Origin of the sequence: Achromobacter insolitus, assembly GCF_002209555.1 — a bacterium.
Taxonomy (GTDB): Bacteria; Pseudomonadota; Gammaproteobacteria; order Burkholderiales; family Burkholderiaceae_B; genus Achromobacter; species Achromobacter insolitus.
This window is the reverse complement of the sequence record NZ_NJIF01000003.1, coordinates 1018665-1039543: the sequence shown is the minus strand read 5'-3', so window position 1 is coordinate 1039543 and position 20879 is coordinate 1018665. Positions and strand designations below refer to the sequence as shown.

Annotated in this window: 16 protein-coding genes; 6 read left to right on the top strand and 10 right to left on the bottom strand. The window is 65.7% G+C overall.

Annotation, left to right across the window (positions count from 1 at the left end; translation table 11 throughout):
* The first annotated feature begins 11 nt into the window (after positions 1-11).
* Together CEY08_RS14955 and CEY08_RS14950 are read left to right on the top strand one after the other, a co-directional pair.
* The gene (locus tag CEY08_RS14955) at positions 12-314 is read left to right on the top strand and encodes an ArsR/SmtB family transcription factor (protein WP_088607706.1); all 303 of its coding nucleotides are present in this window, start codon (positions 12-14) and stop codon (positions 312-314) included.
* Between the two features lie 63 nt (positions 315-377).
* On the top strand, positions 378-1340 hold the full coding sequence (locus CEY08_RS14950; RefSeq protein WP_088607705.1) for a zinc-dependent alcohol dehydrogenase family protein: 963 nt from the start codon (positions 378-380) through the stop codon (positions 1338-1340).
* A 64-nt stretch (positions 1341-1404) separates the two neighbouring features.
* Here CEY08_RS14950 and CEY08_RS14945 read toward each other — a convergent pair whose 3' ends face one another.
* Together CEY08_RS14945 and CEY08_RS14940 are read right to left on the bottom strand one after the other, a co-directional pair.
* The gene (locus tag CEY08_RS14945; protein WP_076812759.1) at positions 1405-2523 is read right to left on the bottom strand and encodes an NADH:flavin oxidoreductase; all 1119 of its coding nucleotides are present in this window, start codon (positions 2521-2523) and stop codon (positions 1405-1407) included.
* Position 2524: 1 nt separating this feature from the next.
* The gene (locus CEY08_RS14940) at positions 2525-2920 is read right to left on the bottom strand and encodes a RidA family protein (protein WP_063642635.1); all 396 of its coding nucleotides are present in this window, start codon (positions 2918-2920) and stop codon (positions 2525-2527) included.
* 145 nt (positions 2921-3065) lie between these two features.
* Between CEY08_RS14940 and CEY08_RS14935 the strand changes: the two genes are divergently transcribed.
* Positions 3066-3965, top strand: a complete 900-nt coding sequence (locus tag CEY08_RS14935; RefSeq protein WP_042793154.1) for a LysR substrate-binding domain-containing protein — start codon at positions 3066-3068, stop codon at positions 3963-3965.
* A 19-nt stretch (positions 3966-3984) separates the two neighbouring features.
* On the opposite strand, the gene CEY08_RS14930 is transcribed toward CEY08_RS14935, so the two are convergent.
* From CEY08_RS14930 to CEY08_RS14915, 4 genes are all read right to left on the bottom strand, one after another.
* Positions 3985-6462 (bottom strand): TonB-dependent siderophore receptor, encoded by a 2478-nt coding sequence (locus CEY08_RS14930; protein WP_076812762.1) that lies wholly within the window; start codon positions 6460-6462, stop codon positions 3985-3987.
* 145 nt (positions 6463-6607) lie between these two features.
* The gene (locus CEY08_RS14925; protein ID WP_076812764.1) at positions 6608-7576 is read right to left on the bottom strand and encodes a FecR domain-containing protein; all 969 of its coding nucleotides are present in this window, start codon (positions 7574-7576) and stop codon (positions 6608-6610) included.
* Complete coding sequence (locus CEY08_RS14920) at positions 7573-8085, bottom strand: sigma-70 family RNA polymerase sigma factor (protein ID WP_042793156.1); 513 nt, start codon at positions 8083-8085, stop codon at positions 7573-7575. Before CEY08_RS14920 ends, CEY08_RS14925 begins: the two co-directional genes overlap by 4 nt.
* Positions 8086-8175: 90 nt before the next feature.
* Positions 8176-8835 (bottom strand): TetR/AcrR family transcriptional regulator, encoded by a 660-nt coding sequence (locus CEY08_RS14915; protein WP_167380333.1) that lies wholly within the window; start codon positions 8833-8835, stop codon positions 8176-8178.
* A gap of 46 nt (positions 8836-8881) precedes the next feature.
* Between CEY08_RS14915 and CEY08_RS14910 the strand changes: the two genes are divergently transcribed.
* Positions 8882-10327 carry an MFS transporter gene (locus CEY08_RS14910; RefSeq protein WP_076812770.1) on the top strand — a complete coding sequence of 482 codons (1446 nt, stop codon included), beginning with the start codon at positions 8882-8884 and terminating at the stop codon, positions 10325-10327.
* On the opposite strand, the gene CEY08_RS14905 is transcribed toward CEY08_RS14910, so the two are convergent.
* Entirely contained in the window at positions 10287-11201 is a 915-nt protein-coding gene (locus CEY08_RS14905) for a LysR family transcriptional regulator (RefSeq protein ID WP_076812774.1), read from the bottom strand. The two genes, CEY08_RS14910 and CEY08_RS14905, sit on opposite strands and share 41 nt — an antisense overlap.
* Positions 11202-11356: 155 nt before the next feature.
* Here CEY08_RS14905 and CEY08_RS14900 point away from each other — a divergent pair, with 155 nt between their 5' ends.
* Positions 11357-13939, top strand: a complete 2583-nt coding sequence (locus CEY08_RS14900) for a penicillin G acylase (protein WP_076812777.1) — start codon at positions 11357-11359, stop codon at positions 13937-13939.
* On the opposite strand, the gene cydC is transcribed toward CEY08_RS14900, so the two are convergent.
* Complete coding sequence (gene cydC / locus CEY08_RS14895; protein ID WP_076812780.1) at positions 13911-17525, bottom strand: thiol reductant ABC exporter subunit CydC; 3615 nt, start codon at positions 17523-17525, stop codon at positions 13911-13913. The genes CEY08_RS14900 and cydC overlap by 29 nt on opposite strands.
* 92 nt (positions 17526-17617) lie before the next feature.
* On the opposite strand from cydC, the gene CEY08_RS14890 reads away from it, so the two are divergent.
* Positions 17618-18586: a LysR substrate-binding domain-containing protein gene (locus CEY08_RS14890; protein ID WP_042793159.1), complete on the top strand. Its 969-nt coding sequence runs from the start codon at positions 17618-17620 to the stop codon at positions 18584-18586.
* A gap of 22 nt (positions 18587-18608) precedes the next feature.
* Here CEY08_RS14890 and CEY08_RS14885 read toward each other — a convergent pair whose 3' ends face one another.
* Together CEY08_RS14885 and CEY08_RS14880 are read right to left on the bottom strand one after the other, a co-directional pair.
* A complete protein-coding gene (locus CEY08_RS14885) occupies positions 18609-19337 on the bottom strand; it encodes a GntR family transcriptional regulator (RefSeq protein ID WP_076812783.1) in 729 nt (242 codons plus the stop codon).
* Complete coding sequence (locus tag CEY08_RS14880; RefSeq protein WP_076812787.1) at positions 19334-20863, bottom strand: class I adenylate-forming enzyme family protein; 1530 nt, start codon at positions 20861-20863, stop codon at positions 19334-19336. Before CEY08_RS14880 ends, CEY08_RS14885 begins: the two co-directional genes overlap by 4 nt.
* Positions 20864-20879 lie beyond the last annotated feature (16 nt).

The window sequence follows — 20879 nt, the reverse complement described above, 5'->3', positions numbered from 1 at the left end:
ATAATCCGCCCATGGATCTGCTTGAAATCTTCAAAGCCCTCTCTAACCGCACACGCCTTGAAATCCTGAAAGGCTTGAAGGACCCCGTGAACAGCTTTCCCCCGCAGGACGAGGGCGACGTTCATACGGTGGGCGTGTGCGTCAGCAGCATCCAGGAAGGCGTCGGATTGTCGCAATCCACCGTCTCCGATTACCTTGCCACGCTCCAGCGAGCCGGACTGGTCGAAGCCACGCGCATCGGATCGTGGACCTATTACAAGCGCAACGAAGGCGCCATCAGCGCCTTGGCCCAGGTCATCGGGAAAGAGTTGTAATTTTTTTTGCCCCACAATATCGGAAAATCCCGATATCCCTATTTACCGAAATGAGAGATCCCAATGAAATCGATCGTACTTAAAGCATTTGGCGGCCCGGAATCGTTCGAGCTGCGCGATGTGCCCACTCCAGTGCCAAATCCGGGGCAAGTCCTGGTCCGAGTCCACGCAACCTCCATCAATCCCTTGGACTACCAGGTGCGGCGCGGGGACTATCCCGACCTCGTGCCACTGCCCGCCATCACTGGGCACGACGTATCGGGCGTTGTGGAAGAGGTCGGCGCCGGCGTGACGGCATTCGCGCCGGGAGACGAGGTCTGGTACACGCCGCAAATCTTCGAAGGGTCGGGAAGCTATGCGGAATATCACGTTGCCTCAGAGAGCATTGTCGGAATGAAGCCTCCCTCGCTGAGCCATCTGAAGGCCGCAAGCCTGACCCTGGTTGGCGGGACGGCGTGGGAGGCGCTAGTGGTGCGCGCGGCGCTGCGAGTGGGGGAGGACATATTGGTGCATGGCGGCGCGGGAGGCGTTGGCCACGTGGCAATCCAGCTCGCGAAAGCCATGGGCGCCAGGGTATTTACGACCGTGCGCGCGGCAAACGCCGAGTTCGCGCGGGCGATGGGGGCCGATGTCGTGATCGACTACGAAAGCGAAGACTATGCCGACGCCATCATGCGGATGACGGGAGGCCGCGGCGTGGACGTTGTGTTCGATACCATCGGCGGCGCCACCTTGTCGCGCAGTCCTGACGCACTTGCCCAACTGGGCCGGGTGGTCTCGATCGTCGACATTGCGCAGCCGCAGGGGCTGCTTCAGGCCTGGGGTAAAAACGCGAGCTATCACTTTGTCTTCACCAGGCAGAACCGCGGCAAGCTCGATGAGTTGAGCGCATTGGTCGCCCGGGGGCAGTTGAGGCCGCATGTGGGCGCCGTCTATACGCTTGCCGATGTTCCGTTGGCCCATGCCCGGCTGGAAAGCCCTAACAACGGCATCCGCGGAAAAATCGCGATTGCGGTCGCGCCCTAGGCGCGCCCGCGACCGCATGGTTCGCCGGGCGTGGCCTGGGTGCATCAGGCGACCGCCGCTCATGTCAGGCGAATTGCAGCTTGCCGCGATGGCGCGCCGCATTGGCAAGGTCGGCGATGGGCGCGAGCAATCCGCGATCGAAAGCCTCCAGCGCCTGGCCGGCGCGCAGTCTGGCGGGCCAGTCGGCATGCGTGAGCGCGCCGCGGCCCAGCGACACGAAATCCGCTTCCTTTCGCGAAATCATGCCGCCGGCCTGGACCGGATCATGCAGCGAGCCGTTGGCCAGCACCGGAACGCGCACGTGCCGCCGCGCCAGCGCGGCCAGGCTGGGACCCTGTGCACCGAAAGCGGGACGCCAGGCCTCGAACTCCGTGGTGTGCAGATAATCGATGGGCTGCGCGTCCAACGCGCGGTAGATCTGCGCGGCATCGGCCTCGCCGCCTTCCCATTTGTGCGTGAAGTCGTTGACCTTGCCTTGCGAACTGCGCACCCCTACGACAAAGTGCCGCGCGGTGGACGCTCGGACAGCCTGGATCACGTCCAGGGTCAGGCGCAGGCGATTGTCCAGGCTGCCACCGTAGCGGTCGTTACGCGCATTGGTGTAGGTGGTGAGGAACTGATCCAGCAGATACCCGTTGGCGCCGTGTATCTCGACGCCGTCGAACCCGGCTTCCTGCGCCCGACGCGCTGCCTGCGCGAAGCCGGCTACCGCTACGGAGATATCTTCTTCCGACATCGCTTCGGGCATCCGGTACGGCCCCGTGCCTCGATAGAACGTCATCTGCTGCCCTTTGGGTAGTACAGCGGACGGGCCTTGCGTGGTGGCGCGATGGGGGTTGCCCTGCGACAACGCGCCCGCATGCATGAGTTGCGCGATGATCCGGCCGCCATGAGCATGCACACGATCCACCACGGTCCGCCACGCATCGCGTTGCGCGTCGTCGGCCAGGCCGGGCTGGAACAGGTAGCCCTGCGCATGGGCCTTGTCCGTATAGATGCCTTCCGTAATCACAAGGCCGAAGCCGCCGGCAGCGTAGGCGGCGTAGTAGTCGGCCATCTGGGCGGTGGCGCGGCCATCGGCCGTGGCGCTGACCCGAGTCATGGGCGCCACGGCGAGTCGATTCGACAGCCCCAGCCCGCGTTCCAGCTGCAGCGACGCGAACAATCCTGTGTGCGTGCTCATGTCAGCGGCCCTCCTGAGGGCGCACGGCCGCGATCGCCTCGATTTCGATCATGGCTGCCGGGTCGTAGAGCGCTTTGATTTCGGCGATGGTGTCGGCCGGGTAGGGAGCCGAGAAAAAGCGGCGGCGCAGCGTTACCACGTCCTTGAAATACCCCATGTCGGTGACGAAGATGGTGACCTTGATGACGTCCTTCAAGCTTGAACCGCCTGCTTCCAGCGCTCGGCGCAAATTCAGGAATGCTTGCTCGCCTTGCGCGAGAAAGCCGCCGTCGACGATCTTTCCATCGTCGCCGGCGCCCGCCTGGCCGGAGATGAACAACAGGTTGCCGAATTGGATTCCCTGCGACAGCAGGAAGGGCTCGTAGTTGTCGGGCTGGGTGATGACGCGCTGTAGCATGATGCGAATTCCTTCACTTATGGTTGATGAGAGGACCGGTGTGAAAATCGCCAATCCATGCCCACACTGTAGGGACGGGCGAGCATGGTGACAAAGGTTCATTTGTCAGCTATAAGATGAGAAAAACTCATCTGTAATCTCGATCATGCAACGCCGATCCCTGCCGCTTTCCGGACTACGCGTATTCGAGGCCGCCGCACGACTGGGTAGCTTCAAGGCCGCTGCTCGCGAACTGGCGGTCACGCCGACTGCCGTCAGCCACCAGATCCGCGCTCTGGAGGCGCAGACCGGCCTTGCGCTGTTCGATCGCCATGTGCGCAGGGTGTCGCTGACCGACGCGGGGGCGCAGCTTTATCCCGTGCTGCGCGACGGGTTCGATGCTTTCGAGGCGACACTGGCGCGGCTGACCCAGCAGCGCGCGCGGGTCCAGGTGACCATCTCCGCGACAAACGCGTTTACTGTGAAATGGCTGGTGCCGCGCATGGCCGATTTCCGCAGCCGGCATCCTGGTATCGACCTGCAGTTGCAGGCCAGCGATGACATCGTCGACCTGCGGTCGACGGCGGTGGATATCGCGATCCGCTACGGCCGAGGGCCATATCCGGGGCTGGTCGTACAGCCCCTGTTCACCGACAGGTTCGCGCCCGTGGCGAATCCACGGCTGGGCATCGGATCGCCAGACGATTTGGCTCGTGTGCCGTTGATCTGTTTCGACTGGAAGCGGCGCAGGCCGGAGAATCCAACCTGGGAACGTTGGTTTGCGGCCGCCGAGCGGGCACAGCCTCGCCAGGCGAGCCAGCTGCGCTTTTCCGATGAAGGGCATGCAATACAAGCGGCCGTCGCTGGCCACGGCGTTGCGCTGGTCAGCCTGGCCTTGGTTGCCGAGGAACTGGAGGCCGGCCATCTCGTGCAGCCCTTCGGCCCGGTGATAGACGGGCACACCTATCACCTGGCCATGTACGCCGGACGGCCGCCCTCGGCGCCGGTCCAGGCCGTGGCGCATTGGTTGACTACGCAGGCGGCCTGGCAGGACCCCGAAGAATGAGCGAAGCGGGCGCTGCGTGTCAGAAGGTTCCGCGCAGGGTCAGCGTTGCATTGCGGGGCTCGCCATAGAAGCTGCCCCATCCCGGCGCGCCGATGGTCTGGTAGTACGTCTTGTCGAACAGGTTGTTCACGTTCAGCGCCGCGGACCAGTGCTTGTTGATCTTGTATCCGACGCGTGCATTCCAGACGGCGTAGGGCGCCTGCGACACGCGGACCGATCGGGTTTCCGTGTAGCTGCCGGTCTGGTAGTTGACGCCGCCGCCCAAGGTCCATGCCGACCACTCGCCTGGCAGGCGGTAGTCCGACCAGAGCCGCAGGATGTGCTTCGGTGTCACCGTGCGCCCAAAATTGGTGCTTGATACTTCAGTGTCGTTCAGGAACTTCAGGGTATTGAACGTATAGCCGGCAAACAGTTGCCAGCCAGGCGCTACCTCGCCGCTGATTTCGGCGTCCACGCCCTGGCTGCGCACCTTGCCGCTGGACACATAGCAGATATCGCCCACCGTGCACGCGCTGACCAGGTCCTGCTGGGCTCGATTCTTCTGGTCGACGCGGAAGAGCGCGAGCGAGGCGTTGACCCGGCCGTCGAGCAGTTCGCCCTTGATGCCCGCTTCGTAGTTTTTGCCGAGTATGGGGTCGAGCAGTTGGCCCGACGCGTCCACGGCGTTTTGCGGTTCGAAGATTTCCGCAAAGCTGACGTAGCCCGACCACTGGGGATTGAAGGCGTAGATCAGGCCGCCGTACGGCGTGACGACGCCATTCTCCTTATAGGGATCGGTGTAGCGGTCTCCGCCATCCCGGTAATTGCCGGTGTTCTCATACCAACTGACGCGGGCGCCCGCCACCAGCGTCAACGGGTCGGCCAGCTGGAACCGGCCGACGCCATAGACGCCGGTCTGCTTCATCTTGATGATGGTCGCGGCTCCTCGGTAGGCGTACTCGCGCAACCATTGATCGGTAGGCTCGGGCACGTGATGATCCGGATTCCACACGTTCACGCCCCGGTTCAGGCGCGCTGTCGCGAAATCGTTTTTGCTGGTCAGTTCGTTGTAGCTGGCGCCGACGCTCACCGAATGCCTGCGGCCCAGGGCCTCGAAGGCGCCGTCCACGTCCAGGTTGAGGGCTTTGTTGTGCGTCGAGAAATCGAATATGCCCGCGTACATCGTCGGCCCAAGCCCGGTGGCCGGATCGACCGCGCCTTCCGTGAAGGCGTATTTGGAATCGTTGGACTCCTGGGTGGAAGTCCCGGTGAGTTTCAGCGACCAATCCTGGTTGAAGCGATGCGCAAGCTCGGCGAACACGGTCGTCTGCTTGCCGTTCCAGCGGTTCCAGTCCTGCGAGAGCGAGGTCGAACGCTGCTGCCCGATGTCGTCGCCGTTGGCGTAATGGGGCAGGCCGTGGAAGAACGGCGTGGACCGCAGCTCCTCGTAGCTGACGCCGCCGGTCAAGGTGGTGGCGGGTCCCAGGTCGTAGCTCAGCACGCCATACAGCACGCCGGTGCGGCTGTCGGCGTTGTCGTAAAAATAATCGCGGTCGTTGTAGCTGGCCACGGCGCGGCCGCGTAAGGAGCCCGATGCATTCAGCGGGCCGGTCGCGTCGATGTCGGCCCGGTAGTTGCTCCACGAGCCGCCGCTGGCCATCAGCTGCACCTGGTTTTCGGCGAGCGGGCGCTTGCGCACCAGGTTGACCGCTGCGCTGGGCGACCCGGCGCCTTGCAGCAAGCCGGTGGCGCCGCGAATGATCTCCACGCGGTCCAGGATCACCGTGCTGCTCGTGAAGCTATTGGCCTGGGGGTAGTAGAACGCGCGGTTGACGCCATCGAATTGATAGCTGTCGACGCGAAAACCGCGCGAGAACACGTAGTTGCCACCCATCGGACTCTTGTAGAGCGTCATGCCGGTGCTGTTGGCCAACACGTCGTCCAGCGTGTTGGCGTTCTGGTCATCCATGCGCTGGCGTGTCACCACCGTGACCGACTGAGGGATCTCTTTCAGGCTCTGCTCTCCCTTGCCTATCGTCACTATTCCGCTGGTATAGCTGCCCGTGCCTTCGGTGACGGCGGGATCGGCCATGCCCGTTACCGTGACCGGCGCGAGCGTGGTCGCTTCTCCCTGCGCAATGCGGCGCAGGTGATAGCCTTCTCCGTTGGCGTTGGGCACTGCCTGCAGTCCCGTGCCCGCGAGCAGGCGCGTGAGGCCCTGTTCGGCGGTGTAGCGGCCCGTGAGGCCTTGCGTCATCACTCCGAGGGTCAGCGTTGGCGACGCGGCCACGGTGACGTTGGCAGCGACACCGAACTGGCCCAGCGCCGCGTCCAGCGTCGTGGGCGCAATGGCGAAGGCGATCCCCTGCGCGGTGGCGGGCTGAGCCCAGGACGTGACGGGCGCGGCGAGCGAGGCCATTGCGGCCAATGCAAGATGGACGGCTAGGCGCAAGCGGGCCGTACCCGCCCCGGGCGTCTGGGGCGCGGCAAGAATAGAGGATGTATGGCGTGCTGCCATGAGAGCTTCCTGGTTCGTCGATTGATCGGGCCAGACCGCGGGCGCCTCGGGTCTGTCTCTATGTCTAACGAACCACATCCGATAATCTTCGCCGTCGTTACAAATTTTCCGCCGGTCCGGGGTCGATGCGGACCGTGTTGTCCGGTCAGGCGCGGTCGACGCTGACCCAGTAGCGTGTGCGGTACCGCAGCCTCAGGTCGAGCACGTCGGCCAGCACCTGCAGCGCCTTGTCGGTGTCGTCGATCCGGAAGGCGCCGGTGACTTCCAGGTTCGCCACCTGGGGGGCGCAGCGCAGGACGCCGACCCGGTAGCGGCCCAGTTCCGCCAGGAAGTGATCCAGCCGCATGCGGTTTGCGACGAGCATGCCGGTAGCCCAGGCGGGTTCCTTGCCGGCGACGGTGAAAGCAGGGGATGCCGTGCGGCCGTCGAAGTCCGTCTGTTCTCCTGCATGCACGATCCGCGCGGCGGATTCGATGCGGACAGCGCCTTCAAAGACGGCAACACGCGTCGAACCACGGCTGTCGTCCAGCTCGCGCACGGCAAAGCGCGTGCCAAGCGGCGTGAGCAGGCCGTTGCGGGTCTGCACGCGGAAGGGGCGCCCCGCGGTATCCGATGCCGTCGCGATCAGGATCTCGCCGCTCTGCAGCTTGATCCGGCGCTGCTGCGCGTCGTAGCGCAGCGCCACTGCGGTGTCGGTGTTCAGGGTCAGGACAGTGCCGTCGGGCAGCGTCATGGTCCGCTGCTCGCCGGTGGCAGTGCGATAGACGGTGCTGCCGTCCCACCAGCCTTCGCGCGCGCCCGCCCATGCCAGCGTGCCCAGGCAAATGCCGCCCGCCGCCCATTTCATGACGCTGCGGCGCGAACGCTGCTCGCAGTAGCGCAGGATGGTCTGGCTGGCGGCGCCCTCGGACACCTTGCTGGCATTGATGGTATTGACCTCGCGCCCGATGCCCTGCAGGCGCTGCCAAGCCAGTTCGTGGCGCGCGTCTGCCTGACGCCATGCCGCACAGGCGGCCTGGGTGGCCGCATCGGGGGCGTCCCCGGTTCGCATCATCCAGCGCGCCGCCTGCTTGATGATGTCGGGATGCAGCCGTTCGGCTTGGGCGGCGTTCATGCGTACAGCACCGCGTAGCAATGTTCCCAGGCCTTGACGATGTCGCGCTGCACGGCCGCCACTGAAACGCCGAGCTGTTGGGCAATGTCGCGATAGGGCAGTCCTTCCACCTGCGCCAGCACGAAGACGCGGCGTGCCCGTGGCGGCAGTTGCTCCAGCATGCGGCATACGGCGTTCAGTGCCTCCAGCACCAGGGCGTGGGTCTCGGGGCTGGGTTCGACGGCTACGCTGCGCGAGGCCAGCGTTTCCAGGTAGGCTTGTTCCACGGCGCGGCGGCGAGACTGGTCGATCAGGAGACGCTTGGCGACGGTGGTGAGGAAGCCGCGGGGTTCTGCAAACGCGGCGCGCGATTCGCTGCGCATGACGCGTTCGAACGTGTCATGCGCCAGATCAGCGGCGTTTTCGGCGTTGCCGCTGAGCCGGCGGCGCAGCATCTGCACGAGCCAGCCGTGATGCTCTCGATACAGGCTGACGAAATCGTCGGAGGACGCAAGGTCGGCAGGGCGCAAGGGGGCTTCCGTTCAAACGCTAATGGGAATGATTTCTAATTGTATAGGATCATTGCCCAACGGGCGCGTGGCGCCAAGGAAGCGCGGACGTCAGCGCGCGGCTTTCGCGAGCAATTCCGCTACGGCCGTCTTGGCGCGGCCGAATTCAGCCTTGTCATCCATCAATGCGGCGACGTTGGCAAATGCCTGGTAGGCGAGCAGGTCCATGACGAGTTTTGGCTCGTCCGTCTCTGCCGTAATTTGGTCCTGTGCCTTTGCGTCGCGGATCAATCCGTAAAGGCGCGTCCGGACTGCCTGGCGGTATTGCTGGATGGCGTCGCGCAATGGTCCGGGGCGGGCGCGGTACTCGCTGCTGACGGCAGTGATGACACAGCCGCCGGGAAGCTGGCGGGTCTCGACGAAGTCGAACCATCCGTTCATCAGCGCGCGCAGGCGTGCCAGCGGCGTGCGCTTGCGCATGGCCGGCTCGACCACCTGGACGTGGTACAGGGCGATCGCATGGGCCAAGGCTGCCAGTTGCAGGTTTTCCTTGTCGCCGAAGAGAACCTGGAGATTGCTTTTTCCCGTTTCAGCCTTCTCGGCCACCTGTCCGAAGGTCAGGCCTCCCAAGCCCTCGACGGATAGGAGCTTCACGGCTTCATCCAGCACGCGCGCACGGGCGCGTTCGCCCCGCAGCCGGCGGCCGTCGAGTGGCGGAGAGGGCGGCAACTGATTCATCACATCTGGTTCTTTTGCTTGCATGAGTTCCATTCTTTCACGATACTATAAATACGTACGTATATATAGTTATAGAAACATGAACCATAGCCTGGCCCTGCCTCCTGAAAAGACCCGCCCATGGAGCGCGCTTGCCGTGTTGTTGACGGGCAATTTCGTGACGATCCTCGATCTCTTCATCGTCAATGTTGCGCTGCCAAGCATCCAGCGCGATTTGTCGGCAACGGATACCGACCTGCAACTGGTCGTGGTGGCCTATGCGCTGGCCTATGGCTTATGCCTGATAAACGGTGCGCGGCTGGGCGATCTGTTCGGACGACGCAGTTTGTTCCTTATTGGCATGAGCATATTCACCCTGGCTTCGGCGCTATGCGGACTGGCCGTCACGCCGTGGCAACTGGTCGCGGCGCGTGCCTTGCAGGGCTTGGGGGCGGGCCTGTTGATGCCGCAGGTGCTGGCATCCATACGAGTCTTGTTCGAAGGAGAGGCTCGCAGGCGCGCCTTTGGAACCATGGGAGCGGTGCAAGGCTTGGCCGCGACGGTCTCACAGTTGCTGGGCGGGGTTCTCATCGCGTTGAATCCGCTCGGCCTGGGCTGGCGGCTGGTGTTCCTTATCAATGTTCCGCTAGGGATAGCCGCGTTGCTGGCGGGACGGCAATTGCTCCCTGAATGGCGCGCGCCGGTTCCGATGCGCGTGGACGTGCGCGGCGCGCTGGTGGGCGCGCTTGGCTTGGCCTTGATCCTGGTGCCGATCATGGAGGGGCGGGAGTACGGCTGGCCTTGGTGGTCGCTTGCGGGGCCGGTGCTGGCGTTGGCGGTACTGAGATATTTCGTCCACTACGAGAAAGCGCTTGTCCTGCGCGCAGGCGTGCCGGTGCTGGATATGCGGCTGTTTGAAAACCGTGCGTTCCTGTCGGGCGTGGGCGCCATCTTCTGCTTCTATTCGGCTATCAGCTCATTTTTCTTCGCGCTGACGCTGCTGTTGCAGTTTGGGCTGGGCTATGCCCCGCTGATGGCGGGGATGGTGTTCACTCCCTCGGCATTGGCATTCTTTGGCGCTTCGCTCGCCGGTCCGAAACTGGCGGCACGTCATGGCCGAGGGGTACTGTTGTCTGGCGTGCTGATGTTTGCCGCGGGCTTGGGGCTCTCCGCGATCACCGCCGCGGCGCAGCCGGAGAATCTGGCACTGCTGGTGGCATCCCTGGTACTCAATGGGGCAGGACAAGGCCTCGTGATCCCGCTTGCGTTCAACGCCATCCTGGGCTCAGTGCGTCAGGAAGAGGCCGGTATGGCCTCGGGGATGCTCAGTACCCTGCAAGTCGTTGGCACTTCCGTAGGCGTCGCGGTGGTGGGCGGCGTGATATTCACGATGCTTGAGACCTTGGATAACGCGCCGGCGGCGAACAGCGCGCTGATCTACGGACGGGCGTTGGCGGTGGCAATGTTCTACAACATCGCCGCGGCGATGCTCGGCTTCGTCTTGTTCAGGGCTGCGACACAAACCCATCCCAATACCCCCGCGTGAATTCATATAGCGCGTCCTGCGCGGTCAATGGCGTGCGCCCCGCCAGCCGCGCCAGCGCATAGTGGCCTTGGCGCTGCGGGTCGGGCGGAATGGGCACTTCGACCAGCAGCCCGGCCTTCTGTTGCTGGCGGGTGACGCAGATCACGCCCAGCAGTAGGGCGTCCGAGCGCAGCGCCAGCTCGACCAGCGCGTCCAGGTTTTCGCAGCGGTGGGTGACCATCTGTTCGGGGGCGCCGCCGGGTCCCAGCGTTTCCGCAAGCCGCAATGAAACTTCGGGGCTGAGCGTGCTGGAGGCCACCGGGTACTGCCTTATCTGTTCGATGCCGGGCCGCTTGTGGGCCAGGATGGGGTGGCGCTTGCGGCAGACCAGGCCGGCGCGTAGCGGAGGCAGGGAACGGGTTTCGAGGTCGGCCGCGTCATACAGCATGCGGGCGTCGCAGACCATGGCGTCGATGCGTTCTGTTCGCAGCATTGCCAGCAGCGCGGCGGTGGAGCCGAGTTCGACACCGACGCGCACCTGCGGATGGCGCTCGGCCATGTGGGCCAGGAAAGGGGAGAGCAGCAGGGAGGCCGGTGCCGGGCTCAATCCGATAGACAGGGTTCCCGATTCGCCGCTGTGCAGGGTCTTGAGCTCGCGTTGCAACTCCGCTTCTTCATAGCGCATGCGGCGTGCGCGTTCGGCCACGCAGGCGCCATAGGGCGTGAGGCGCACGCGGCGGGTGTCGCGGTCAAGCAGGGGCAAGCCCAATTCGGCTTCCAGTGCCTGGATGCTGCGGCTGAGCGCGGGCTGCGACAGGTTGACCGCTTCCGCGGCGCGCGAATAGGTGCCGTGCTCCACCACCGCGAGCAAGTGCTTGAGTTTCTGGAAGTCCATGTCTCTATTGCATAAATATTATGAAATAAATGCATTGGAATTATAGAAGTGCTGTTCGTATGATGGGCCGCAGACGGTGCCCGCAAGAGGCGCCGCTACGCCGCGCACGGGACTCGCACCGCCACGCGGCTCGTCAAACACGGAGACAGATTCACATGAAGCAGCACTTGTTGTCGGCCGCCATCCTGGCGGCCTGTGCGGCCGTGGGCGCTCAGGCCCAGGCCCAGGAAATCCCGCAGAAGACCTCGCCGCAGGCCGGTGCCTCGGCGCGTCCTGCTGGAGCCACCAGCGGACAGGTCACGATACGGCGCGATGGTTATGGCATGCCGCACGTGTACGCCAACACCGTGTATGGCATTTTCTATGGCTATGGCTACGCGGTGGCGCAGGATCGCCTGTTCCAGATGGAGATGGCGCGGCGCAGCACCCAGGGCCGCGTGGCTGAAGTGCTTGGACAGCCCATGGTGGCGTTCGACAAGTCCATCCGGGGGAATTTCTCGCCGGAGCGCATCCAGCGCCAGCTCGCGGCGTTGCCGGCATCGGAGCGTCAGATCCTGGACGGCTACGCGGCCGGCATGAATGCCTGGATCGCGCGGGTGCGCGCCGAGCCTGGTGGACTGATGCCCAAGGAATTCAACGACCTGCGCTTCCAGCCGGCGGACTGGACGGCCTACGACGTGGCGATGGTGTTCGTGGGCACCATGGCCAACCGCTTCTCCGACGCCAATAGCGAGATCGACAATCTGGCGCTGCTGACCGCGCTGAAGGACAAGCACGGCGATGAGCGCGCCATGCAGATCTTCAACCAGCTGCGCTGGATGACCGACAGCCGCGCGCCCACCACCGTGCCGGAGGAAGAGGGGGTGTACCAACCGGACGCCGCTCGTCCTTCCGCCAGGCTCTCCTATGCGTTGCCGCGCTACGAGGGCACGCCGCCCATGCTGGAACGCGTGGCGCGCGATCCGCAAACCCGCGGTGTGCTGGACGAAGCGCCTGCCGCGGTGCCGGCGCGACTGCTGGCCCAGTTTGCGGAATCGGGGCAACCGGGCATCGCCGGCTTTCCCACGACCAGCAACATGTGGATCGTGGGCCGCGACCATGCCCAGGACGCGCGCGCCATCCTGCTGAACGGACCGCAGTTCGGCTGGTGGAACCCGGCGTATACCTACGGGATCGGCTTGCACGGGGCCGGATTCGACGTGGTCGGCAATACGCCGTTTGCCTATCCCAGCATCTTGTTCGGCCACAATGCGCACGTGACCTGGGGCTCGACTGCCGGCTTTGGCGATGACGTGGACATCTACGCCGAAAAGCTGGATCCCAACGACCGCACCCGCTATTTCCATGATGGCGTCTGGAAGACGATGGAAAAGCGCACCGAGCTCATCGAGGTCAGGGACGCGCAGCCGGTGGTGATGGATGTCTACCGCACCGTGCACGGCATCGTCACGAAGTTCGACGACAAGCAGCGCGTGGCCTACGCCAAGGCACGCGCCTGGGAGGGCTATGAGCTGCAATCGCTGATGGCCTGGACCCACAAGGCGCAGTCCCGCAACTGGGACCAGTGGAAACAGCAGGCCGCGCGCCACGCCCTGACCATCAACTGGTATTACGCGGACGACACGGGCAATATCGGCTACGCGCATACGGGGTTCTACCCCAAACGCCGTCCGGGCCACGATCCGCGCCTGCCCGTGCCTGGCACCGGCGAGATGGATTGGGACGGCATGCTGCCTTTCTCGACCAACCCGCAGGTGTACAACCCGCGCCAGGGCTTTATCGCCAACTGGAATAACCAGCCCATGCGCGGCTATCCCTCCACCGACCTGTTCGCCATCGTATGGGGCCAGGCGGATCGCTACGCCGAGATCGAGACGCGCCTGAAGGCCATGACAGCCAATGGCGGCAAGGTCAGCGCGCAACAAATGTGGGACCTGATCCGCACGACCAGCTATGCCGACGTGAACCGCCGCCATTTCCTGCCGTTCCTGCAGCAGGCGGTGCAAGGGCTGCCCGCGGATGACGCGCGGGCGCGGCTGGTTGCCGGGCTGGCATCGTGGGACGGCATGGGTACCAGCGACAAGCAACCGGGTTACTACGACCACACGAGTCCCGCGGTGATGGACGCCTGGCTGCGCGCCATGCTCAAGCGCACGCTGGCCGACGAGATGCCCGCCGACTTCTTCAAGTGGTACAGCGCCACCGGTTATCCGACGCAGGCGGCGCCTGCTACCGGGTCGGTCAACCTGACGGTGGGGGTGAAGGTGTTGTTCAATGCGCTGGCGGGTCGCGATGCGGGCGTGCCGCAGCAGTACGATTTCTTCAACGGCCAACGACCCCAGGATGTAACGCTGGCGGCCCTGGACGACGCGCTGGCGGCTTTGCGCAAGGCCTACGGCGAGGATCCCGCCCAGTGGCGCATACCTGCGCCTCCGATGGTGTTCGCGCCCAAGAACTTCCTGGGCGTGCCGCAGGCGGACGACAAGGCCGTATTGAGCTTCCCGGCCACCCAGAACCGCGGCACCGAGAACAACATGACGGTGTTCGATGGCAAGGGCGTGCGCGCGGTGGACGTGGTGGCGCCGGGACAAAGCGGTTTTGTCGCCCCGGACGGCACCCCGTCACCCCACGCGCGCGACCAGTTCGACCTTTACACCAGTTTCGGCAGCAAGCGGATCTGGTTCACGGATGCGGAAGTGCGCGCCCACGCTAAGTCGGTAGAGACGTTGCGCTACTGACGGCGTAGCCGCCCTGGTGGCTGGCCAGCCGCGCATAGACTCCTTGCCGCTTGAGCAATTGGTCGTGCGTGCCGGCCTCCGCCAGGGTGCCGCGTTCCAGCACCAGGATCAGGTCGGCATCGCGGATCGTCGACAGGCGGTGGGCGATGACCAGCGTGGTCCGGTGCCGCATCAGCACGTCCAGTGCGCCGCGTACCTGCATCTCGGACAAGGTGTCCAGGTGCGAAGTGGCTTCGTCCAGGATCAGCACCGGCGCATTCTTCAGGAAGGCGCGGGCAATGGAAATACGTTGCCGCTGGCCGCCCGACAGTTGCATGCCGCGTTCGCCCACGCGCGTGGCCAGGCCGTCCGGCAGGGTGCGCACGAAGTCGGCCAGCGCCGCCTGTTCCAGGGCGCGCGCCAGGTCCTGGGGGCTGGCCTCCGGCCGCGCCAGCCGGATATTGCCTTCCAGCGTGTCGTTGAACAGGTAGGTGTCCTGCGTTACCAGCGCCACGCGCTCGCGCAGGCCGTCCAGCTGCATTTCGCGCAGGTCCACGCCATCGAGCTTCACCTGGCCGGAGCGCGGATCCCAGAAGCGCAATAGCAGGCTGGCCACGGTGCTCTTGCCTGCGCCGGACGCGCCCACCACGGCCACGGTGGCGCCCGCGGGCACCTTGAAGCTCAGGTCGCGCAATGTGTCGTCGCGCTTGCCCGGATAGGCGAAGCTGACGTGCTCGAAGGCGAGCGAGAGGCCGTGCGCGGAGACCGGCGCTGGCCGCGGCCCGTCGACCACGGGCTCGGGTTCGTTGGCGACCACGTGCAGGCGGCGGGTGGCCGCGATGGTGTCGGCCAATTGCCGGCTGACCTGGGAAATCTCCGACACAGGCAAGAAGGTGGCCAGAGCGATCAGCACCAGCAGGGGCAGCATGCCGGCCGAGAGCACGCCTGCCGATACCTGAAGCGCGCCCACGACCGCTACCGCCAGGCCGCCCAGGCCCATCGCGATCTCGAAGCCCGCGGTCTGGCGAGACAGATCGTCCAAGATGTCCAGGCGGCGCGTCCGGTAGTGATCCGCCACACGCAGGAACTCGTCGCGCCGGCGGCCGGTGGCCTGGAAGGCGGTCAGGTCGGCCAGGCCCTGGATGGTGTCGGTGGTGTGCGCGCTCATCTCGCCCAAGGCCTCGCGCGCCTTGTCTCCCAGCGCATCGACCTTGCGCCGTCCGCGCACCGGCGACACCAGGGCATAGGCGAGGAAGGGCAGCAACGCCAGCGCCACGGGCCAGCTGTAGATTCCCAGAAAGCCCAGCACGGATAGCGGGACCAGCACCGAAACGATGGCTGGCGCGATCGTATGGGCGTAGAAGTACTCGACCATCTCCACATCCTGCGTGGCCAGCGCGACCAGGTCGCCGGAGCGGCGCTGCAGCAGGTACGCCGGCGCCAACCGTTCCAGCTTGTCGTAAAGCTTGACCCGCATATCGGCCAGCAGCTGGTAGGCCATGGCGTGCGCCAGCCAGGATTCCAGCCAGTGGAACAAGGCGGCCAGGGGCGCGGCGATCAGCAGGCCAGCAATCAGGGCGGAATAGTCGCGGCCGTCGCGGATGGCCGCGACGATCAACGCGCTGAACACGCCAACGCCGATGTAGGCCGCGACCCGCGCCACGCCCAGCAGGATGGTGGCTGTCAGGGTCCCGCGCCATGGCCGCACCACGGAAAGCAGCGTGCCGAGGGTGGCGCGCCAGCCGACCTGGGCGGCATCCTCGTCCAGCGCGCGCAGGGCAGGGCCTTGCGCACCGGACTCCTGGCCGGTGCCGTCGCGGTCCGGCGCCGCCGTGGTAACGGCGGCAGTCGCTGCTGCGGCGGATCCTGCCGAGGGATTGCGGTGCGCCGCGGCCTGTTCGTGCATCAGGCGGTGGTACAGGCCTCCTTGACGCATCAGCTCGGCGTGCGGACCGGATTCCGCGATCCGCCCCTGGTCCAGCACCAGGCAGCGGTCGGCGCCGATGACGCTGGCCAGCCGATGCGCCAGGATCAGCGTGGTGCGGCCCGCCATGAGGCGGTCCAGCGCCTGCTGGATCAGTGCCTCGTTCTCCGTATCGACCGAGGATAGCGCTTCGTCCAGGATCAGGATGGGCGCGTCGCGCAGCAGGGCGCGGGCAATCGCCACGCGCTGCCGCTGGCCGCCGGACAGCTGCAGGCCGCGTTCTCCGATGCGGGTGGCGTAGCCGTCGGGCAACGCCATGATGAAGTCGTCGATGTTGGCGGCGCGTGCGGCGGCGCGCACCTGCTCAGGCGTGGCGTCGGGGCGGCCCAGCCGCAGGTTGTCGTCGATGGTGCCGTGGAACAGCGTGATGTCCTGGCTGACCAGCGCGATATGCGACAGCAACGCCTGCGTGTCGAGTTCGTTCACGTCCTGGCCGCCGATGCGGATGCTGCCCGACTGGGGCACGCATTCGCGCAGCAGCAGGCGCACGATGGTGGACTTGCCGGCCCCGCTGGGGCCAACCACGCCGACGCGTTCGCCTGCGGCGATGCGGAAGCTGAGGCCTTGATGGGCGCGACGGTCAGGCGTGTAGGAAAAGGCTACGTTGTCGAATTCGATGGTGGGGGCGAGCCGCGCGGGCGCCTTGCCGCCAACCGTGGGCGCGGGCGTCAGGGGCTGGGCGTCCGTCAGCGCATGGATGCTGGCGGCTGCCGACTGGCCCAGCATGCCCCGGTGCAGCACCGAGCGCAGGTCGCGCAGCGGTCGGAAAATCTCGGTGCCGGCCATCAGCACGATCAACAGCGCTTCCACGCTCATGTCCCCGTGGGCCACGCGCCAGGCGCCCAGCGTCAGCGCCAGCGCCGCACCCAGCGCCACGCCCAGATCGCTGATGCCGCGGGTCAGCAGGCTGACCGACAGCACCCAGAACGTGTTGTCCGACAGGCTGCGGGCGCGGGCCGCCAGGCGTTGGCCCCAGGCCTTGCCCTGACCGTAGGATTTGAGGGTCGGCAGGCCTTGAACCGCATCCAGGAAGTCCTCGCCGAAATCATTCAGCGACTTCGTGCGGGCCAGGCTGGCGCGGCGGTCCAGCATGTGCACCGCCATCGGGCCGAACAGCGCGAACAACGCCGCCGCCAGGAACACCAGCGCAGTGGGCACGTCCCAGAACGCAATCACGGCAAAGATGGCGAAGGGGGCGGCGGCGGCAATCGCCACTTGTGGCAGGTACTGGCCGAAAAAGGCCTGCAATTGCTCGACCCCATCCACCACCGTCAGCATCACGCCGCCGGTGCGCTGGTTGGCGAACCAGGCCGGCCCCAGGGCCACGATCCGGTCATAGAGCCGGGCGCGCAGCGCATGCTGGACCGTGGCCGCGCAGCGGTTGGCCTGCACGGTGCGCCAGTGGTCCAGGAAGGCGCGCAAGAGCACCATGGCGGCGGCGCATAGCGCGGGCGCGATCCAGTCCTGCCAGGCGGCGCCATCGAACACCCGGGCCAGCAATTGGCCCAGGAACACGTAGCGGGCGATGCCGGCCGCCAACGCCAGCAGTCCCAGGAAAATGCCGCCCGCCATGCCGGCGCGCAAACCCGCCGTCAACTGCCATAGGCGCGAATCGAAATACATAGCAAACTCCTTTCAGTGTTTGCATGGTCACTGATCCCGCGCCCTGGCGAAAGCGATAGTTTTTCAATCATGGGTTGAGCTAGACTTGACCCATGGCCGATCTCCCCAACCATACCCCACCCCTGGCGGCCCTGCGCGCCTTCGAGGCCGTCGCCCGTCTGGGCAGCCTGAGCCGCGCCGCCGCCGAGCTACATGTCACCAAGAGCGCCGTGAGCCATCAGTTGCGCGCGCTGGAGGCCGATCTGGGCGTTGCGCTGCTGCGCCGAGGGGGGACGGTGCGCCGCGCCGAAACCACTGCGGCGGGCGCCGACCTGCTGGCTTCCGTGCAACAGGCCTTGACCCTGCTGGAGACCGCCTGCCGCAACGTGCGGGCTTCCGCCCGGGGCAAACGGCGCAATACCCTGAACGTTTCCGCCAATCCCTCGCTGGCCGCCATGTGGCTGGCGCCCCGTATCGGACGTTTCATCGAGCTGCATCCCGGCATCGACATCCAGGTGTATCTGCATGCCAGCCAGGACCCGGCCTGGAAAAGCCAGGACATCGACCTGGCATTCCTGCACGTGCGCGCCATGGGGCCGCACATTGCCGAACCTGGCGACATTCCGCTCATGACCGAGACAGTGGTGCCCGTCTGCAGCCCCACGCTGGTGGATCCAGCCGAGCGTGGCGACCCCAGCGTCTTTCTGCGCCACCGCTGGCTGGAGGAAAAGCACGTGGACAGCCCCGAAACCGACTGGCGGACCTGGAGTCCAAGGTTGGGCCTGGCCGATACCGACTGGCAGGAACCCATGGTTCTGAGCGGGCTGAGCACGGTTGCCGCCGCGGCTGCCGCCGGAGTCGGCATCGCGCTGGGGCGCGCGCCGCTCATCGACGAGGAACTGGCCAGCGGCCGGCTGGTGCCCCTGGTGCCGCAGTTGCGCATGCCCGGTTCCTGGGGCTACGTCATGCGCATCCAGGCCAACCGCCCGATGGACGCCGCCTTGCCGACGCTGGTGGAATTCCTGGCCGAAGAGGGGCGTAGCACCGGCGCGTGGCAGCACCAGGCCGAAGCGGCGCGCTGAGGCCGCTGACCAGGCTGACGGCTCAGTCGGAGCCGCCGCGGCCGCGCGGCGGTGAACTGATGGTGACCGCCGAAGTGACGATCAGCTCCATCAGGATGTTGCGGGCCAGATTCTCGGCATAGTCATTGCGCGCTTCCGCCGTGGCGATGGCGCGTTCCACCGAGCCCTCCACGATGGCGTTGATCTGCTGGATGTGCAGCTCGCAGATCTGGATCAGGTCCGGATGGCGCTTCTGATGGAAGTACAGGAAGCGGCGGGCCAGCGTCTGCAGCATGGCGTGGAACTCGGCCGCGTAGCTGTTGCGCGAGGCGGCGCCGATCTGGCTGGTCAGGGAAAAATGCAGGCGCATGTACATGCGCATGTCGTTCACGGCTTTCAGGTCTTCGAGCTCACGGGCCAGCCGCGCCAGTTCGGCGCGCTCGGCGTCGTCGGCCCACTGCGCCGCCTGGGCCACGATCAGCCGCTCGATCTCGCGCCGCGCCTGGATGATCTTCAACTGCCCTTGGTAGTCGATCTCGGAAATGAAAATGCCCTGGCGCGGCGCGATTTCCACCAGGCGCTGGAATGCCAGCTTCTGCAGCGCGTCGCGCACCGGCGAGCGGCCGATGCCGACGCGCTCGCTCAGGGTGGTTTCCGACCACTGGCTCCCCGGCGGCAGTTCGCCGGTGACGATCATTTCCTCCAGGGCGCAATAGGCCTTTTCGGTTTGACTGACAGCCGTGCGGCCAAAGAGGGGCGAGGGTTGGGTCATGGAGTCGGAAGCACGCGTTGTTGGAGTTCGCGTTTTAACACTTTGCCGGTGCTGTTTTTTGGCAGTTCATCCAGAAAGACGTAGCGCTTGGGCCGCTTGAAGCGCGCGATGGACGCCAGGCACAGGCGGTCCAGCTCCTGGTCCGAGACCTGGGCGCCCGGCTTCAGCACCACAAAGGCCAGTACCGATTCGCCCCATTCCGGATCCGGGCTGCCGACCACCGATACCTCCTGCACGGCTTCGTGGCGCATCAGCGTCTCTTCCACTTCGCGCGGATAGATGTTGGTTCCGCCGCTGATAATGACGTCCTTGGACCGGTCTTTCAGGTGCAGCAGCCCGCGTTCATCCAGGATGCCGATGTCCCCCGTGCGCAGCCAGCCATCCACCAGGGTGTCGGCGCTGGCGCGTGGATTGTTCCAATAGCCCTGCATGACGGTCGGTCCGCTGACGGCGACTTCGCCCAGTTCGCCTGGAGCCACCTTATGGCCGGCGGCGTTGCGCAGTTCCACCTCCATGGACGACTGCACATAGCCAACCGAGCCCAGCAGCGCGTCGTCGTTGCGGGCCACGGCGGCACCCACCTGGGCCGCGGACAGCGCAGAGATAGACATGGGGCTTTCCCCTTGTCCGTAGATCTGTGCCACGCGAGCGCCAAAGCAGGTCACGGCGTCCTTGATGTCTTCGACGTAGAACGGCGCGCCGCCCACGATCAGCGTGCGCAGACCGGGCGGCGGGCCGCCTGCCTGGCGGGCGTGGCGCACCATGCGCTGCACGATGGTGGGCGAGGCGAACAGGCTGACGTTGCGGTAGTGCGCCAGCAGCCCGGACAGCTCGTCCTCGTCCAGGCCGCCGCTGTCGGGGACGACTTGCAAGGCGCCATGCAGCCAGTACGGAATGCTGTAGAGACCGCCGCCATGCGACAGCGGCGCCACGTGCACCATGGTGTCGCCGGGCTGCACCGACTGCACATCGGCGTAGAAGTTAAGGCACATGCCGACCAGGTTGGCATGACTGAGCATCACGCCCTTGGGCTTGCCGGTAGTGCCGCTGGTATAGAACAGCCAGGCCAGTTCCTGCGACGGCCGCGTTTCCAGCGCCCGTGGCGGGCCCATGGCGCCCGCCGCGTAATCCGCGGATTCCACGTCGATTACGCGCGTTGCTTCGAGACCGCGGGCGACGGGAGCCAGCGCTTGCAGCAGCTCGCCTTGGGACAGGCACAGGCGCGCATCGCAGTCGCGCAGTATGTATTCGAGTTCGTTGGGATGCAGCTTGGCATTGACGGGCACGGCGCACAGGCCGGCGTGCCAGATGGCCAGCATCGATTCGATGTAGCTGGGATGGTTGCGCAACGCCAGCATGACACGCTGGCCGGGCGTAAGGCCCAGCGGGCCGCGCAGCCAGCCGGCCAGCGCCTGCACGCGAGCCTGGAGCTGGGCGTAGCTGAGGGAATCACGGGTACCGGCGGCCAGCGCGGGCTGGTCGGCGTAGGTGGCGGCGCTGCGGTGAAAGAGAGAGCTGAGATGCATGGCGGTCTCTGGATTG

Bases quoted from the DNA above. Each gene is read 5' to 3' on its own strand.
- CEY08_RS14935 (WP_042793154.1), top strand. From the start codon at position 3,066: ATGCAACGCCGATCCCTGCCGCTTTCCGGACTACGCGTATTCGAGGCC.
- CEY08_RS14955 (WP_088607706.1), top strand. From the start codon at position 12: ATGGATCTGCTTGAAATCTTCAAAGCCCTCTCTAACCGCACACGCCTT.
- CEY08_RS14890 (WP_042793159.1), top strand. From the start codon at position 17,618: ATGGCCGATCTCCCCAACCATACCCCACCCCTGGCGGCCCTGCGCGCC.
- CEY08_RS14885 (WP_076812783.1), bottom strand. From the start codon at position 19,337: ATGACCCAACCCTCGCCCCTCTTTGGCCGCACGGCTGTCAGTCAAACC.
- CEY08_RS14910 (WP_076812770.1), top strand. From the start codon at position 8,882: ATGAACCATAGCCTGGCCCTGCCTCCTGAAAAGACCCGCCCATGGAGC.
- CEY08_RS14915 (WP_167380333.1), bottom strand. From the start codon at position 8,835: ATGGAACTCATGCAAGCAAAAGAACCAGATGTGATGAATCAGTTGCCG.
- CEY08_RS14950 (WP_088607705.1), top strand. From the start codon at position 378: ATGAAATCGATCGTACTTAAAGCATTTGGCGGCCCGGAATCGTTCGAG.
- CEY08_RS14945 (WP_076812759.1), bottom strand. From the start codon at position 2,523: ATGAGCACGCACACAGGATTGTTCGCGTCGCTGCAGCTGGAACGCGGG.
- CEY08_RS14930 (WP_076812762.1), bottom strand. From the start codon at position 6,462: ATGGCAGCACGCCATACATCCTCTATTCTTGCCGCGCCCCAGACGCCC.
- CEY08_RS14880 (WP_076812787.1), bottom strand. From the start codon at position 20,863: ATGCATCTCAGCTCTCTCTTTCACCGCAGCGCCGCCACCTACGCCGAC.
- CEY08_RS14940 (WP_063642635.1), bottom strand. From the start codon at position 2,920: ATGCTACAGCGCGTCATCACCCAGCCCGACAACTACGAGCCCTTCCTG.
- CEY08_RS14905 (WP_076812774.1), bottom strand. From the start codon at position 11,201: ATGGACTTCCAGAAACTCAAGCACTTGCTCGCGGTGGTGGAGCACGGC.
- CEY08_RS14925 (WP_076812764.1), bottom strand. From the start codon at position 7,576: ATGAACGCCGCCCAAGCCGAACGGCTGCATCCCGACATCATCAAGCAG.
- cydC (WP_076812780.1), bottom strand. From the start codon at position 17,525: ATGTATTTCGATTCGCGCCTATGGCAGTTGACGGCGGGTTTGCGCGCC.
- CEY08_RS14900 (WP_076812777.1), top strand. From the start codon at position 11,357: ATGAAGCAGCACTTGTTGTCGGCCGCCATCCTGGCGGCCTGTGCGGCC.